The sequence below is a fragment of the Bacillus sp. FSL M7-0307 genome (assembly GCF_038627835.1).
In the GTDB taxonomy this organism is placed as follows: domain Bacteria; phylum Bacillota; class Bacilli; order Bacillales; family Bacillaceae; genus Bacillus; species Bacillus altitudinis.
The window spans coordinates 1,726,309-1,740,844 of sequence record NZ_CP152023.1 but is presented as its reverse complement, the minus strand read 5'-3'; the positions used below and the strand labels follow the sequence as shown (position 1 = coordinate 1,740,844).

At 40.7% G+C, this 14,536-nt stretch carries 15 protein-coding genes; 4 read left to right on the top strand and 11 right to left on the bottom strand.

The window, feature by feature from the left end; translation table 11 throughout:
- Positions 1-94 precede the first annotated feature (94 nt).
- Positions 95-286: a hypothetical protein gene (locus MHI41_RS08805; protein WP_041507226.1), complete on the top strand. Its 192-nt coding sequence runs from the start codon at positions 95-97 to the stop codon at positions 284-286.
- Between the two features lie 13 nt (positions 287-299).
- Here the strand turns inward: MHI41_RS08805 and MHI41_RS08800 are convergent, their stop codons facing one another.
- From MHI41_RS08800 to MHI41_RS08765, 8 genes are all read right to left on the bottom strand, one after another.
- Positions 300-1,208 carry a DMT family transporter gene (locus tag MHI41_RS08800; protein ID WP_039167701.1) on the bottom strand — a complete coding sequence of 303 codons (909 nt, stop codon included), beginning with the start codon at positions 1,206-1,208 and terminating at the stop codon, positions 300-302.
- Between the two features lie 330 nt (positions 1,209-1,538).
- Complete coding sequence (locus MHI41_RS08795) at positions 1,539-2,261, bottom strand: lactate utilization protein C (protein WP_243825316.1); 723 nt, start codon at positions 2,259-2,261, stop codon at positions 1,539-1,541.
- Entirely contained in the window at positions 2,258-3,682 is a 1,425-nt protein-coding gene (locus MHI41_RS08790; protein ID WP_342494722.1) for a LutB/LldF family L-lactate oxidation iron-sulfur protein, read from the bottom strand. The genes MHI41_RS08795 and MHI41_RS08790 overlap by 4 nt, the downstream gene beginning before the upstream one ends.
- Positions 3,683-3,703: 21 nt before the next feature.
- Positions 3,704-4,420, bottom strand: a complete 717-nt coding sequence (locus MHI41_RS08785; RefSeq protein WP_007499377.1) for a (Fe-S)-binding protein — start codon at positions 4,418-4,420, stop codon at positions 3,704-3,706.
- A gap of 242 nt (positions 4,421-4,662) precedes the next feature.
- A complete protein-coding gene (locus MHI41_RS08780) occupies positions 4,663-6,261 on the bottom strand; it encodes a M48 family metalloprotease (protein WP_342494721.1) in 1,599 nt (532 codons plus the stop codon).
- A 222-nt stretch (positions 6,262-6,483) separates the two neighbouring features.
- A complete protein-coding gene (locus MHI41_RS08775; protein ID WP_342494720.1) occupies positions 6,484-7,335 on the bottom strand; it encodes an SDR family oxidoreductase in 852 nt (283 codons plus the stop codon).
- A 135-nt stretch (positions 7,336-7,470) separates the two neighbouring features.
- The gene (locus MHI41_RS08770; RefSeq protein WP_017367312.1) at positions 7,471-7,884 is read right to left on the bottom strand and encodes an Rrf2 family transcriptional regulator; all 414 of its coding nucleotides are present in this window, start codon (positions 7,882-7,884) and stop codon (positions 7,471-7,473) included.
- Positions 7,885-7,932: 48 nt separating this feature from the next.
- Positions 7,933-8,406, bottom strand: a complete 474-nt coding sequence (locus tag MHI41_RS08765) for a VOC family protein (protein ID WP_052321078.1) — start codon at positions 8,404-8,406, stop codon at positions 7,933-7,935.
- Between the two features lie 159 nt (positions 8,407-8,565).
- Here MHI41_RS08765 and MHI41_RS08760 point away from each other — a divergent pair, with 159 nt between their 5' ends.
- Positions 8,566-9,009 (top strand): DUF2188 domain-containing protein, encoded by a 444-nt coding sequence (locus tag MHI41_RS08760; protein WP_243825312.1) that lies wholly within the window; start codon positions 8,566-8,568, stop codon positions 9,007-9,009.
- A gap of 28 nt (positions 9,010-9,037) precedes the next feature.
- On the opposite strand, the gene MHI41_RS08755 is transcribed toward MHI41_RS08760, so the two are convergent.
- On the bottom strand, positions 9,038-9,886 hold the full coding sequence (locus tag MHI41_RS08755) for a Ku protein (protein ID WP_342494719.1): 849 nt from the start codon (positions 9,884-9,886) through the stop codon (positions 9,038-9,040).
- 115 nt (positions 9,887-10,001) lie between these two features.
- Between MHI41_RS08755 and MHI41_RS08750 the strand changes: the two genes are divergently transcribed.
- Positions 10,002-11,867: a DNA ligase D gene (locus MHI41_RS08750; RefSeq protein WP_342494718.1), complete on the top strand. Its 1,866-nt coding sequence runs from the start codon at positions 10,002-10,004 to the stop codon at positions 11,865-11,867.
- Positions 11,868-11,901: 34 nt separating this feature from the next.
- A complete protein-coding gene (locus MHI41_RS08745; protein WP_035700895.1) occupies positions 11,902-12,597 on the top strand; it encodes a YoaK family protein in 696 nt (231 codons plus the stop codon).
- A 39-nt stretch (positions 12,598-12,636) separates the two neighbouring features.
- On the opposite strand, the gene MHI41_RS08740 is transcribed toward MHI41_RS08745, so the two are convergent.
- On the bottom strand, positions 12,637-12,858 hold the full coding sequence (locus tag MHI41_RS08740; RefSeq protein ID WP_008343948.1) for a hypothetical protein: 222 nt from the start codon (positions 12,856-12,858) through the stop codon (positions 12,637-12,639).
- A 462-nt stretch (positions 12,859-13,320) separates the two neighbouring features.
- Positions 13,321-14,433, bottom strand: coding sequence for a tetratricopeptide repeat protein (locus MHI41_RS08735; RefSeq protein ID WP_048003261.1), 1,113 nt, complete (start codon positions 14,431-14,433; stop codon positions 13,321-13,323).
- Positions 14,434-14,536: the final 103 nt, after the last annotated feature.

Here is a 14,536-nt window from a genome sequence, read left to right as displayed (position 1 = left end):
TAATGAGTGATATTTTACCTATTATAGATAAATTATGGATAAATCTCAATCTTTTATTTATTATGGTAATATATAGATATAAGGAGGGTTACACATGCCTAAAGAAGCGAATACTGCATTCAACATTGGGGATATCGTATTTCAAGTATTTTCTCTTCTATTCATTGCATTGATCGTGACCATCGTTGTCATCGCGATTCGAATGATAAGAAGAAAACAAGTGGAATTGAAGAAAGTCGAGGCTAGATTAAACAAAGTAATTGAAAAAAATCATTTAAAAGAGTAAAAAAATCCGGGAGTTAACCGGATTTTTTTGTTTTCATCACGATCCCTTGGCGTTGCTGCATCAAAAAGAAAAAGACACCTAAAAGGACAAGAAGACCACCGAACATTTGCAGCAGCGTGACTTTCTCTCCAAGCAGTAAAACAGCGAGTATCGTTGCCCCAACAGGTTCGCCTAGAATACTCATTGAAATAGTTGTCGCATTTACATAGGTTAACAGCCAGTTGTTAATGACATGGGACATGGTAGGGATAATGGCGAGCAGTAAGAAAATCCCCCATTCTTTACCCGAATAGCCTACAAAAGGCGTTTGCTGTATAAGGTTAAATAAAATTAAAAAAAGGCCGGCAAAACCAAATACACAAAAACTATAAATCCAATGAGATATCTTTCTCACAGCTTGTTGACCGATTAATAAATAACAAACAACAGCGATTACACTGAAAAAGGATAAAATGTCTCCTATAATGGCGTCTTGACTATGTCCGACATCCCCCCATCCAATCATGAGCGCACCAACAATCGCCGCACACATTGTGAAAATGGCTGACTTCGTTGTTCGTTCACGAAAAATGAGAAATCCGCCTAATAATGACACCATCGGCTGAAGTGCAATGATGATTGTAGAACTCGCCACTGTGGTGAGCTTCAATGAGCCGAACCACAAAACAAAATGGAGCCCTAAAAAGAAACCTGACATACATAAGAAAAACCAGTCTCTCCGCTTTAACGAGACAAACTCTTTTTGACGCGGCAGAATAAACGGAAGCATCAAAACCGCCGCAAATATCATTCGATACATACTTAAAATAGCAGCAGGCGCACTTGACCACTTCACAATAATGGCCGAAAACGAAATCGCAATGATTGAGATCACAAGCGGCACCGCAATCGACTTCTTTGGAGCATTTGTCTTCATTTCCATTAGCAGCTTCCTTTACATCAGCAGTAGATGAGCTTCTCATCTTGTATGACGTCATCTTACTATGACTATTCGCCTAGAGGCAAGATGAATTTTAAGAATGTTTACATAAAAAAAGCTTTCTTCACGAAAGCCCCAGATTGTTGACAAAGGGCTAAAATGAACTTTATTTTAGCCCTTTGTCTTCTTTTCAGCGTGATAGAAAACCTTTGCAGCCCTAGGAAGGACGAGCATCGGCGCGGAGCGAATTTAACATTCGTGAGCACCGAAGCACAGGACTGACACCGAATGCGAGGGTTTGTCTACACGCTGAAGCTTTCTTCACGAAAGCCCTCATTCATCATCTATTAATACATACACAGCCCGCACCGGACCATGAACACCAACGACTAAATTCATTTCAATATCGGCAGAATTACTTGGACCTGATATAAAATGAATGGCGCCTTTCGTCTGCTCTCCTTCTTCTACTAGGCGATGAAGAGCTGAAACAGCATGAATCATCCGCGGGACAATTGTGCTTTTTTCAATACATACGATATACATCATCGGTAAAAAATGAAGTGCTCTCCCTTGACCTTGATGGGAGGAAAGAACAACCGTTCCGGATTCTGCAAGTGTGTAATCACTGAATACCACTGCATATTTCGCTTGTTCTGCCTGCCTTATATTTTCTTCTCTTGATGTACCTGCATTCCAGCTAGTGACTGAGATTCCTTCTTTCCGCAAGGCTTGAAACATAGGATGACATTCATATTGTGCAAAACGTCTATCGCTCGAAGTCATCACAGGACCTTCTCCATACTCTTTCATCAATAGTCGTAACGTTGAGGGTGCTTCTTTTGGCGTTGTTTCTACCACTCTCGTATGAATTTGCTGACATTGCACCTTCAATTGCTCTACCAATTCTTCTTTCGACAGACCTTCATTTGTTTCCCAATTGACTCGATGCTTCCAAACCGGACGCCGAATAGATGCAGGCTTGGAGGAGCTTTTGCCTAATTGTTGCTGGATATGTGCTAAAAATGGATCTCGATGAGAAATGGTTCCTTTCATTGCCGCTCCTCCTTTTGTTTCTTTTTAAACCAATCCCGAAACCTTTCTTTGCTTGGCGCTGGGAGGTCACGAATTTCTGTCCAATTCTTTAAAGGACCCGCACCTTTTGAAATCTGTCCGTTTGAAGCCATACGTTTCAAGAGCACAGGGGCTGCTTTTGTTCCAAATCGATACATTCTAGGAGTGGATGCGCCCATTCCGAACATTTTCATTGCCATCATTTCCGCTTTAGGCGCTCTCCCCTCTTTTTCAACGATGACTTGTCGATGTTTGATTAATAATTCGTGAAGTGGAATTTTCACTGGACAAGCATCTGTACAGGCTGCGCACAAACTTGAGGCGAAAGGAAGCTCTTGGTAGTCGTCATATCCTCCAAGTAGCGGCGAAAGAACAGCACCAATCGGACCCGGGTAAATTGATCCGTACGAATGACCACCAACATGCCGATAAACGGGGCACACATTGATACAGGCTGCACACCGAATACATTGCAAAACTGGCTGAAATTCTGTCCCTAATATGTTTGACCGTCCGTTATCCACAATGACCAAATGGAACTCTTCTGGCCCATCAACTTCTTCTTCTCCTTTTGGCCCCACGACAGAGATATAGCTTGTTAACTTTTGACCGACTGCGCTTCTGCACAATAGACCGACAAGGACATCGAGCTCCTCCATCGTTGGTACAAGCCGCTCCATCCCCATGACTGCGATATGTGTCTTTGGAATAGACGTGACAAGATCCGCATTCCCTTCATTCGTCACAAGACAAATCGATCCTGTGTCAGCCACAGCAAAGTTACAGCCCGTCACACCAATATCTGCTTCAAGAAATTTTTCTCGTAACAAAGCTCTTACAAACTTGGTCATTTCTTCAGGAGTCTCTGACATATCATATCCAAGCTTTTCGTGAAAAACTTCCCGTATTTGTTCTTTCGTCATATGAAGGGCTGGTGCCACGATATGTGAAGGTGGTTCATGGTCATCAACTTGAAGAATATATTCTCCAAGATCGCTTTCAACTACCTCGCAGCCAATCTCTTCTAGCGCTTCATTCATTTCAATTTCTTCTGTGACCATTGATTTTGATTTCACGATCTTTTTTGCTGTTTTTTTTTGTGCGACATCTTGAATGTACGCCGATGCCTCTTCCTTTGTTTTTGCAAAAAACACATGACCTCCACGTCTGCTCACGCTCTCACTTAATTGATATAAGTAGTCATCAAGGTGGGCAAGTGTATGCTGCCTAATGTCCTCTCCAAGTTCACGCCACTTTTCCCAGTTTCCAAGCTCTTCACTTGCAGTCATCCGCCTTTTATACAGACGCTCTTGTGCAGAGGAAACAGCTCCTCTCATCACAGCGTCTTCTAATCCTTCGCCGATCCGCTCTTTAAAAGCCTTCTCTCCAATTTTCATACTCATGTGCCGTTCCCCCTCTTAGCTTCAGCGGCTATTCAACACTTCTGCGATATGCATCACTTTGACTGGCTTATGAAGACGATTCAGTCTTCCTCCGATATTCAGCAGACATCCACAGTCAGCACCAATGATATATTCAGCGCCTGCCTCCTCTATGCTTTGTACTTTTTCATCGACCATCTGCTCAGAAATGGGTGTCATTTTGATTGAAAAAGTTCCTCCAAATCCGCAGCAATTTTCAGCGCGAGGCAATGGTTCCATCACCAAATCTTTGACATTTGACAACAGTGTGAAAGGCGCTTCCTTAATTCTAAGCAGTCTCGTCATATGGCAGGAGGTATGATAGGTGGCTTTTCCTTTCAGACTCGCACCTACATCTGTTACATGTAATATATCAACAATAAATTCCGTTAATTCATATGTTTTCGCAGCAAGTGCCTGAGCACGGGCGAACCACGCTCGGTCTTCTTTAAAAAGGTGCGGATATTCTAAAAACATGGCCTTACAAGAACCTGATGGTGTGACGACATATTCAGCTGATTCAAAGGCTTTCATCATATTTTTGGCCGCTTTGATAGTTTCTTTTGTATAGCCGCTGTTAAAGGCGGGCTGCCCGCAGCACACTTGTGCTTCAGGGAATTCCACTTCAACACCAAGCCGCTCTAACACCTCAACAGTCGCCTTTCCTACATGTGGCTGCATCGTGTCAATTAAACAGGTGACAAATAAACTGACTCTCATCGGCGAACTTCCTTTCTTTTGCTGCACCTTGATTTATGTCCGGTCATCTGACGACTAAATAATGGACCTTCATTTCATTTTAATCCCAAATTTCTGAAATTTCAACGAACGGATTTGTCTAAAATTTGGACATCATGCTTGGGAAGGTACATGAAAAAAACGCCCTTTTACAGGGCGTTTGAGAACATTCATGTTTCTATTTCTTCATACTACCGAGGGAAATGTCGTTCACAAAACCGCCTTCACTTCATGATTTTCTTTATGTGATGAATTCGTTTTCCAAAAGAAGGATGACTTTCACGCCATTCAGATTTTCTCCCGTCATCTCCATCTTCTTCAATCAAATGACTTAATTTTATCAAAGTATTGAGATATAGAGTTTGATTCTCAAGGTGACGAACAGCAAAGTGATCCGCCTGAATCTCAAATAACCGACTCATTTTCTTTGGCAGCCACTCCGTCATAAATATCATGATCAATATCCCTGCTGGGAACAACAGCATATATTGCCACCAACCATTGGCAAGCATCACCTGTCTGGCATAATACATACTGATTCCCATAAGTAAGGTGACAATCACAGTGAGATAAATGGTGAAATGCGCATGTTTTAATTTTACATGTCCCATTTCATGGAATAAGATCGCACGAATTTCCTCTGTATCAAACTTATCTATTAACCCTTCCGTCACATATAGATTGACTTTTCTTCTAAATGGAAGTTGAAATGAATATATCCAGGCATTCACATCATGTTGTGAGTCTTTTTTTACCCATATATTTACCTTTTGGTTCGTTTTATGCTCAATATCTTTACAAATATTTATGAATTCGTCCGTCCGTAAGACTTCATACTTATTTATCATTTTTTGAATGAATGAGTAACCCATAATAAATAAGATGACTAGGGCGAAATACCAAGCACAAAATAGAAAAAGGTGATCCATAACCTTCGCTTGAAACGCCAAAGGCATGACTAAATAAGAGCCGAAATATATCAAGGATAATGTGATAGCACCAAATAAAACGGCTTGCTCCCTAACGTTCAGGAAGAATGAATTTCCTAAAGTGTCTTCATTTTCTCCTAATACATCAGAAGAATCTTTTGTCACATACTCAAATGAATAAGCTGTCAATAAGACTGACAGGAAACTAGGCAATAGTATAGAGAGAATCATACTCAACACATAAGATCCTGTAACTGATAGCACGTATCCCATTAAGAAATAATAATTTAATCCCAAGGGAAGAAAAATGGCTAGAACAAAGGGAATGAATAATGTGAATAGGTTTTTCATCGATTCATGAAGGTTAAAAAGGAAAAATAACAAAGCGGGCAAAAGAATTCCCATTAAAGTCATGAATGTAACAAATGTGGTGCTATACTTAAAGTTTGTGTTGATCTTAGTTGTTTCTGTTAGATTCGTTAGATTGTATGTAGAAAAGAAGGGACTTTGCGTTACCTGTTCCATCATGATCGTATCATCATGGATAGGTACAAAGCCTTTTCTTAGAAAAACCAATGCCTTATCATTCATTATTTTGTCTGTTTCAATCTTACTGATTCCATTCGCAGATGGGATCTGTGTGAGATTTATGTACTTTCCACTTAATTGAAAGGATGCTTCTGAAGAGCCATTGAAAGAACCGTCTTGATAGGTTAATAAAACGTCACCCTGATATAGCGAATGAGCGACGAATACTTTTGGATTGCTTTCTTTGTTCGAATCAAGTAAAACAAATGGTGAAACAACGGCTGAACGAAAACCGAGTTCAATCATAATGACGATGATTGTGATTATACTGGCAGTGAGATAAGAGAGGAAGGCTTTGCGTAACATGTCATCACATCCTGCTGTTTAATTGGATTAAAACAAAATGAATATCTTGAATAATGTATTTCATAATAAAGTAAGCGTCATTCATTTGCTGGAATCATCTCATAAAATTCTAACATCTACATACAGAATATGTACGACAAAATGGCCATTACATCTATATTTTCAAAAGAATGGCTCAATGAGGATAGAAAAAACGCCCTTTTACAGGGCGTTTTTACATGTTTAGTTTGACATCATTTCTCGTATTCTATCTTCAATAGGTGTTAAAGAGCGGCCTAATAGTTTTTCGAAATCATGGCTTTCGACTGCTAATGCCCCATCGCGAATTCCGCTTTGCATCGCTTTGACAAATGGAACAGCTTCTTTCGGTACACCATTTGACGCTAAAAATTCTCCAAATGTATCTACATCCATGTGCTCTACTTTGATTTCTTTCCCGCTCACTTTGCTGACCATTTGTGCAAGTTCAGTGTGTGTACGAAGCGGTCCTGACAATTCATAGATTTCCTGATCATGTGCCGGCAGTGTTAACGCATTTGCTGCTGCTTCTGCATAGTCATTTCTTGTTGCCCAGCCGACTTTACCTTCATCAATTGGGCTGATAAACGGCGCTCCGTTCACTGATGCCAGAATCGTATCTTTTTCATTTTCCACATACCAATTGTTTCTTAGAAAAACATGAGGTATGCCAGAGGCCAAAATTGCTTCTTCTGTTTTTGCATGGTCATGTGCTAGGTTAAGCTGACTTTCTCTTGCATTGACAACACTTGTATAAGCAATAAATGACACATTCGCTGCTTTCGCTGCTTGGATGGCATTGATATGCTGCTTCACGCGATCTCCATCCCCAGACGAAATGATCAAAAGGCGATCAATCCCTTGAAACGCTGTTTGAAGTGTATCCGGCTGTGTGAAGTCTCCCTTACGCACATCCACCCCAGCTTCCTTTAGATGGACTGCTTTTTGCGGATCTCGAACACTGACCGCCAATTGTTCAGCTGGTACTTTTGCGAGCAAATGTTTGACGACGAGCGATCCAAGTTGTCCTGTTGCACCTGTCACTAATAATGTCATTGATTTGACCTCCTCATTTTTCGTTCAACGGTGATGTTTCATGTATGAAGCAGCTGGTTTCTTGCATCAGATCATTCGTTATAATCAAAATGGTTACAACAAAGGGGTAAAAAAAGCTCTATGTATGAGCTTTTTCTACTCCGCCTCGATTAATAATTGCTTAATTGTCACTTGTTTAAGATGATGCTCAAGTGCGGACTGTGCTTCTTTAAGTTCTTGCCGCAGTCTCGTATCCATGGCTTGACCAATTGGACATGCAATGACTGGTTGATGAAAGCTAAATAACTCTTCATCTGCGCTTACATCCACAGCCCGGTACACATCTAGTAGAGTGATGTCCTCTGCCGGCCTTTTTAAGGAAGCACCGCCAACTCCTCGGCGAATCTCAATGAGATCCGCCTTTTTGAGCATAGCCATCATTTTTCTGATAATGACTGGATTTGAATTGACACTTTCTGCAATAAAATCCCCTGTGCACTCTTTTGAAACACCCGCAATAAATGACAAGATATGAACAGCAATGGTATACCTGCTGCTAATTTGTTTCACATTCCTTCACCACCGTTGTAATCAATATAGTTACAATGAATGCATTTGTCAATCAATAAACGGATGTTTCTTTCTTTCCCAATCTTCAAATGTCATCATCTCATGATGTTCTCCTGCATCAATTTCAAGCGGTGCAATGCATTCAAGCAAATTGCCATCTGGGTCAAGAAAGTAAATCGCGGCATGAAATTGTGGCGGATTATCAAGAACTAAAGGCTGCTGCTCTTCCGAAAAACCAAACATCGGATGAATGCTGATCCCTTTTTCTATCAGCCATTCTTTGATCTGCTCAATGCTGGATGTTTCTATTTGGAAGGCGACATGTCGCGTCGCTGGATGATATGGAACAGTGGACATATCAACCTTCCAAAGGCCAAGCCAGCTCTTTCCTTTCTCAATCCATAAAAAGGCCACTCGTTCATTTTCATGAGCAAGTGTTAATTCCAATTTTTCAAAAAAAGAAATGGATGCCTTCAAATCACTCACAGGTAAATGTGCTTCATACAAGCCTTTCATCATCATTTCAATCACTCCTTTACTATCTTCTATTGTGCAGGAATTGAAAACATTCTTCCTCAGCAAAACGATGTATTTCAACCAAGCCATTGGATTGAGATGGTTAAATGTTTGATCCATTGCATATGGGGGAAGGTGTTCAAATAAAAGAAAGGAGCGTTCAATATGCCTTGGACAATGGAAGATTATCCAGCTTCATTCCAATCACTAGACAAAGTCATTCGAAAAAAAGCACTTGAGATTGCCAACAAAATGGTGCAGGAAGGCTATGAAGAAGGTAGAGCGATTCCAATTGCGATCAATCAAGCGAAAGAGTGGAAAAAGAATGCGACGGAAAAAGAAATGGAGGACTTTCACTCTCATGGTTCTGTGACTCCTTCTAAGAAAAGCAGCTCTGCACGACCTGAGCTCATGGATCATGCGCAGCATGTCATGAAACATGATGAAGGCTGGGCGGTTCAAACTGAAAAAGCGAAGCGTGCAAGTGAGGTAAAAGAAACGAAACAGGAAGCCATCGACCGCGCGAAAGAGATTTCATCTAAAAAAGGAACAGCAGTTGTCATCCACCGAACAGACGGGACGATTCAGGATGTAGTGAAGCCAAAATAAGACCGCCCTTTGGCGAGCGGACTTTTCTTTATGCATTCTTTTCTTTTTTAGCGGGTGCTTTTCTTTTCTTAGGTGCTGCTTTTTTCGTTTTTGCCGGTTTTGATCGATCGATAGAAGCCTGCAAAGCGGCCATTAAATCGGTGACATTGGATGAAGCCTCTTTTTTACCTGTCGTTTCTGGCTGAACGGTATGTTCTCCAGAGATTTTGTCTCCAATTACATTCATCAGCTGCTCTCTGTATTCATCCCGATATGCGGCTGGATCGAATGTGGTGGTCAGCTGCTCAATTAAAAGGAGCGCTGTGTCTAACTCTTTCTTCACGATGTTTTCCTCTTGCAGGATATTCGGGACGTCTGATACTTGCCTAATTTCGTCAGGAAAATGAATGGTTTCCATTAATAAAATATGTTCGTAGCACCTAACAATCGCTAATTGCTCCTTTGAGCGAATCATGATCTTGGCTACACCGATTTTCCCTGATTCTTGCAACGCTTTTCTTAATAATGAATAAGCCTTTGCTCCGCCGGTATCTGGAGATAGGAAATAACTTCTTTCATAATAGATGGGGTCGATTTCTTCTATCTTCACAAAATCAATGATTTCGACGGCTTTTTCTTCATTTTCTTTTCTCAGCCTTTCGAGTTCTTCCTCATCCAATTCAATGAATTTATTTTTGGCATACTCGTACGCTTTTACAATTTGCTCTGGCGCTACCTCCTCGCCGCAGTTAGCACAAACCTTTTTGTAGTTAATCGGCGTATGGCATTCTTTATGAAGCTGTCTTAATTTAATATCTTTGTTTTCTGTAGCGGTAAACAGCTTGACTGGAATATTCACCAGTCCGAAGCTAATGCCGCCCTTCCATACTGTATGCATCGTAACGCCTCCGTTCTTTTCTCCTTACTATGTAATGTTTTCATCAGAGTTATGTATGTTTATGAAAATTTCATCCCACCATAAGAACACATGATGTAAGGAAGTGAAAAACACAATGAAACCGATGCGTTTAACGTCTGCACATGATATTCCTGCTGGAGCAGACTGGCTGTATGAATTAAAATATGACGGCTTTAGGGCCATTCTTATATGGGAAAAAGACGCCATCCATTTAGAGAGCAGAGCGGGAAAACGATTAAACAAACAATTTCCTGAAGTCATTGATCAGTGCCAGCAACTAACAAAGCAGTTTGCACCTTTTTTACCGCTGACCCTAGATGGAGAATTGGTCTTTTTACTGAGTGAACAAGACAGCGACTTTACAAAGGTTCAGCAAAGAGGCCGCCTGAAAAACACAGAAACCATTCAACGCCAGGCTAAGCGGTTTCCATGCCATTTGATTGCATTTGATCTATTGAGATGCAAAGGGAAATCCCTCGTTGATTTACCGCTGATTGAAAGAAAAGCTGAGCTGCATGAGGTGTTCCAAGCAGCAAATCTTCCTCCCTCCGTTCAGCTGAATCACCCCTCTCTTCTTCAAATCATCCAAACCAATAGCAGCCCTGATGACATGAAAAAAATCATGCTGACATATTTAGCGGAAGGATTAGTTGCTAAAAAGAAGATGAGTAAATGGCAGGAACATACCCGATCGAAAGAATGGCTCAAAATCAAAAATTGGCGGTATGTATCTGTCATCGTGACTCGTTTTGATAAAGACAATGGCTATTTTCAAGGATGTCTTTATCAAGAAACGAATCTCATAGAGGTTGTCCAATTTAAGCATGGTTTTTCTAAAGAAGAAGAACAAACCCTGCGTACCTTATTTCTAACCAAAGGTCAAATGACTGAAGCATCACATTATGAAATCCCACCATCCATTGTCGCAAAGATTGCCTGTATCTCTTTTGATGGATCAGCCTTACGAGAGCCCCGGTTTTCTTCGTTTTTATTCGATGCAGATCCAGCAATGTGTACCTTTCAACACATGCTCAAACAGCTTTATCCACTCCCAGCTATGATTGACATCACCCACCCAGAGAAACCGGTTGTACCTGCCCTTCATATCACAAAGGCAGATTACTTACTTTATTTGAGGCAAGCCGCTTCCTATTTATTACCCTTTTTACGTGAAAGACGTCTTACGTTAATACGCTTTCCTCACGGCACTGGTGGAGAATCTTTTTATCAAAAGGCAACGCCCGATTATGCGCCTGATTTTGTTGAGACAGATCAAGCGCACGATATTTCTTACACAATCTGTAATGATCCTAACACGTTGCTTTGGCTAGGTAACCAGCTGGCGATGGAATTTCATATTCCTTTTGAAACGAGAGATACAGATCGGCCTGTAGAAATTGTATTTGATTTAGATCCGCCTTCTGTTAAAGAGTTTCACCTAGCAATAGAAGCAGCCAAACGAATCAAGGTCATTTTAGATGGACTCTTTCTCACCGCATTTATTAAAACAAGTGGTGGGAAAGGGCTGCAAGTTTATATCCCATTGAAGAAAAATGCCTTCACATATGAACAAACTAGACAATTCACTGCGTTCATCTGCCAATTTTTATGCGAACAAGCACCCGAGCTGTTTACGCTAGAGCGTCTAAAGAAAAACCGCGGCAACCGTTTATATTTAGACTACCTTCAACATGATGCTGGAAAAACAATCATCGCCCCGTATTCCCCGAGAGGAAACGAGCTTGGACTTGTTGCAACACCGATTGAATGGGAAGAATTAAATAGCGAAGAATGTCACCCTTCTTTATTTACGATGCCGGCTGTTATGAAACGTCTAAAGGAAAAAGGCGATCCATTCCGTCAAATGAGGCACCATGTGAATGATGATTCTTTTCGACAAGTTTTATATCAGCTGCAGGACATGTTACCAGCTCATAAAATGGACATACGCGGTCATTAAGCGTTACACTTATTCATTAGAGAGGAAGAAAGGGATGACCATTTTGACCGCACACTCAATACGAAACATTGCACTGATGTTCTTATGTCTTACCGCAGGAATAGTGGATGTTATTGGCTATTTAAGCCTGGGGCATGTGTTTACAGCAAATATGACGGGAAATATTGTACTGCTTGGCATTGCAGCAGGCAGTTCATTGCAGTTAACCGCTCTTCATTCCATCACGGCACTTAGCGGATTTGTTCTAGGTGTTTTACTAGCTGTTGTCATAGGTGGAAAACAAGAAAAAACATTTTGGCCAAAAGCCGTTACACGCATCTTTATCATAGAAGTCATCATCTTGCTTCTATTTGCTCTTATGACCATTTTCCCTTATACGCAAGGTGCTTATTTTATGCTGATTATTCTTTTAAGTATGGCGATGGGCATGCAAACGGCGGCCGCACGCAAATTAAATGTCGCTGGCATTTCTACAACAGTTTTAACGAGTACACTTGCTAACTTATTTGAAGATTTGGCGCAGCGCTTATCAAATCGGGAAAAAAGAAAAGCCCCTATTCAGCATGTGAGCTTTCTGCGAATTGGATCTATTGTCTTTTACTGCCTAGGTGCTGCTTTAGCAGCATACACAGATGCGTACGATCCGTTTATCATCATTTGGCTGCCTATTTGCATCCTAGGGGTTATTGTAATCACAGCTACATTTAAGCACTTTCACCAATTGAAATAGCCAATCTTAGATGGCTATTTCAATCACTGTGATGAAACATTAATAACTTCTTACATAAAAACCAGGAGGACGCCCCATAATGAATGTGGAGCCATATGGAGAATATCCAGAAAACGTCCCGAACCCTCCATATCCAGGGTAACCTCCTAAGCCCGAGAACACGCCAGGGCTCACATAATACCCGCCAAAGCCAATATGAGGTCCCACTGCTCCGCCGCTAAAACCGCCGCCATGAAAGCCTCCATACACCCGTGGATCCATACAATCACCTGCCTTCAACTTACACTTCATCTCATCATATGCGTGACAAATGGAGCGGTGTTCCCTCTTTTGTAACAATTTCTATGTACAATAGACCAATTTCATAAAATTTGAATGAAAAGTCCTGCAAAAAATTAAATTAAGCAAAGAAAGGTGACCTTTTTAACTTGTTGCTCTGCCCTATGTTTATTTAGAATAATGGAGCAGGTAACAAATTTGCACACCCCCTTTGTTGCGAATTCTTCTTATTAAACGTTCTTGCAGCGTTTAATAAGAAGAGCCTATTTTCACCCATATAAAAAACCCTTGCTGATGATCATCAACAAGGGCGAGATATGATTGGGTGATTAACCACCAATGATTTTTTCTGCTACTTCGAAAGAACCCGCTACATTTTCAGTTAAAACAGCCGCAGCGACCGCTAAACCCACAACGAATAATACTTTTAATCCTGTTTTCATCTTATATCAACCCCATTCTTTTCATATGTAAATCCGCTTCTAAACTTTTATTCAAGTAAAAAACAGACTGCTCATAAAGTGCTTGCTTTTCACAATACTTTGCAGCAAAGTGAGAAAGCTCTTTCACTTCATGATATTCATTCTTTTCTTCTAACTTTCTTAATTTCTCATTAATTTGCTGAAATCTTTGTGGCACATTCGTTAAGTAAAGATCATGTACGATGCCTATTTTGAGCTGAAACACTTCATGAGAAGCATCTTTTATTCGTGCATATGCAGCCTCTATATACTGGCTTGCGCGCTGCTTTTCACCAATCACACAGAGTTCCCGGCTGATCAGATACGTAGAATGGAAAAAGAAATCAGAATCATAATACTCTTGATGAGACAATGCTTTTTCAAGATGTCGTATGGATTCTTTCGGTTTATTCCAAAATGAATATAAAATGGCCACATTATGGTGATGCTGAGCCAGCATAAAATCATCCTGTTCGCTTGTCAACACCTCTTCCGCCAAACGATAATTCTCAAGCGCTTCTTCGTACCTGCCAATCTCTGTAAGGTTGGCTGCGATAAGAGAATATGAAAGTGCAGTTCTTCTTTCATAGTGCTTGTGACGTTTATAGACGTGTAGAGCCCTGCGAATATAACTTAATGAAAGCATGATATGACTCAGGCGATAGTAAAGCCACGCGACCTTAAAATCGAAATCAGCGCGTTCGATTTCACTTGGAATTTTATCTAAGAGCTTTTCCGCACTTTGATACATCTGTAATGCAACCTCATAATTCCCCTGATGCTGTTCATACACACCCTCATAAAAATCAAAATAGTAAGCAAGGCGATTAGACAAATCATCATCTTTATTCCCATAATGGCCTTCTATACTTTTCGTTGAAACATTGCCTTTTTGCCCTCTTAAATTGTACATCAGAATATGATGCCTTTTCTCTAGAAGAGAATAATACATGAGGATGTCAGCATCATCAATTTCCTCTACTGCTTGTTTCGCTTTAGCAAATAGCCGTTCTGCCTCATCTGCATGATCTTTTTTGATTTCCATGTTCCAGTCATTTAATAGTGATGCCAATTCCGCCACAGGAACTTTGCTCATTCTACACCCCCAATCACCTTCAGCTACACCACATGATTTCACTAAATATGGAACTTCTATTAGCAATTGCTAATTAGTCCATTTGACATCATTTTAATATGAA

What these genes read in the sequence shown, in the direction of transcription:
- MHI41_RS08735 (WP_048003261.1), bottom strand. Translation starts at nt 14,433, where the DNA reads ATGAGCAAAGTTCCTGTGGCGGAATTGGCATCACTATTAAATGACTGG.
- MHI41_RS08745 (WP_035700895.1), top strand. Translation starts at nt 11,902, where the DNA reads ATGACCATTTTGACCGCACACTCAATACGAAACATTGCACTGATGTTC.
- MHI41_RS08780 (WP_342494721.1), bottom strand. Translation starts at nt 6,261, where the DNA reads ATGTTACGCAAAGCCTTCCTCTCTTATCTCACTGCCAGTATAATCACA.
- MHI41_RS08750 (WP_342494718.1), top strand. Translation starts at nt 10,002, where the DNA reads ATGAAACCGATGCGTTTAACGTCTGCACATGATATTCCTGCTGGAGCA.
- MHI41_RS08785 (WP_007499377.1), bottom strand. Translation starts at nt 4,420, where the DNA reads ATGAGAGTCAGTTTATTTGTCACCTGTTTAATTGACACGATGCAGCCA.
- MHI41_RS08740 (WP_008343948.1), bottom strand. Translation starts at nt 12,858, where the DNA reads ATGGATCCACGGGTGTATGGAGGCTTTCATGGCGGCGGTTTTAGCGGC.
- MHI41_RS08765 (WP_052321078.1), bottom strand. Translation starts at nt 8,406, where the DNA reads ATGATGATGAAAGGCTTGTATGAAGCACATTTACCTGTGAGTGATTTG.
- MHI41_RS08755 (WP_342494719.1), bottom strand. Translation starts at nt 9,886, where the DNA reads ATGCATACAGTATGGAAGGGCGGCATTAGCTTCGGACTGGTGAATATT.
- MHI41_RS08805 (WP_041507226.1), top strand. Translation starts at nt 95, where the DNA reads ATGCCTAAAGAAGCGAATACTGCATTCAACATTGGGGATATCGTATTT.
- MHI41_RS08790 (WP_342494722.1), bottom strand. Translation starts at nt 3,682, where the DNA reads ATGAGTATGAAAATTGGAGAGAAGGCTTTTAAAGAGCGGATCGGCGAA.
- MHI41_RS08775 (WP_342494720.1), bottom strand. Translation starts at nt 7,335, where the DNA reads ATGACATTATTAGTGACAGGTGCAACAGGACAACTTGGATCGCTCGTC.
- MHI41_RS08795 (WP_243825316.1), bottom strand. Translation starts at nt 2,261, where the DNA reads ATGAAAGGAACCATTTCTCATCGAGATCCATTTTTAGCACATATCCAG.
- MHI41_RS08760 (WP_243825312.1), top strand. Translation starts at nt 8,566, where the DNA reads ATGCCTTGGACAATGGAAGATTATCCAGCTTCATTCCAATCACTAGAC.
- MHI41_RS08800 (WP_039167701.1), bottom strand. Translation starts at nt 1,208, where the DNA reads ATGGAAATGAAGACAAATGCTCCAAAGAAGTCGATTGCGGTGCCGCTT.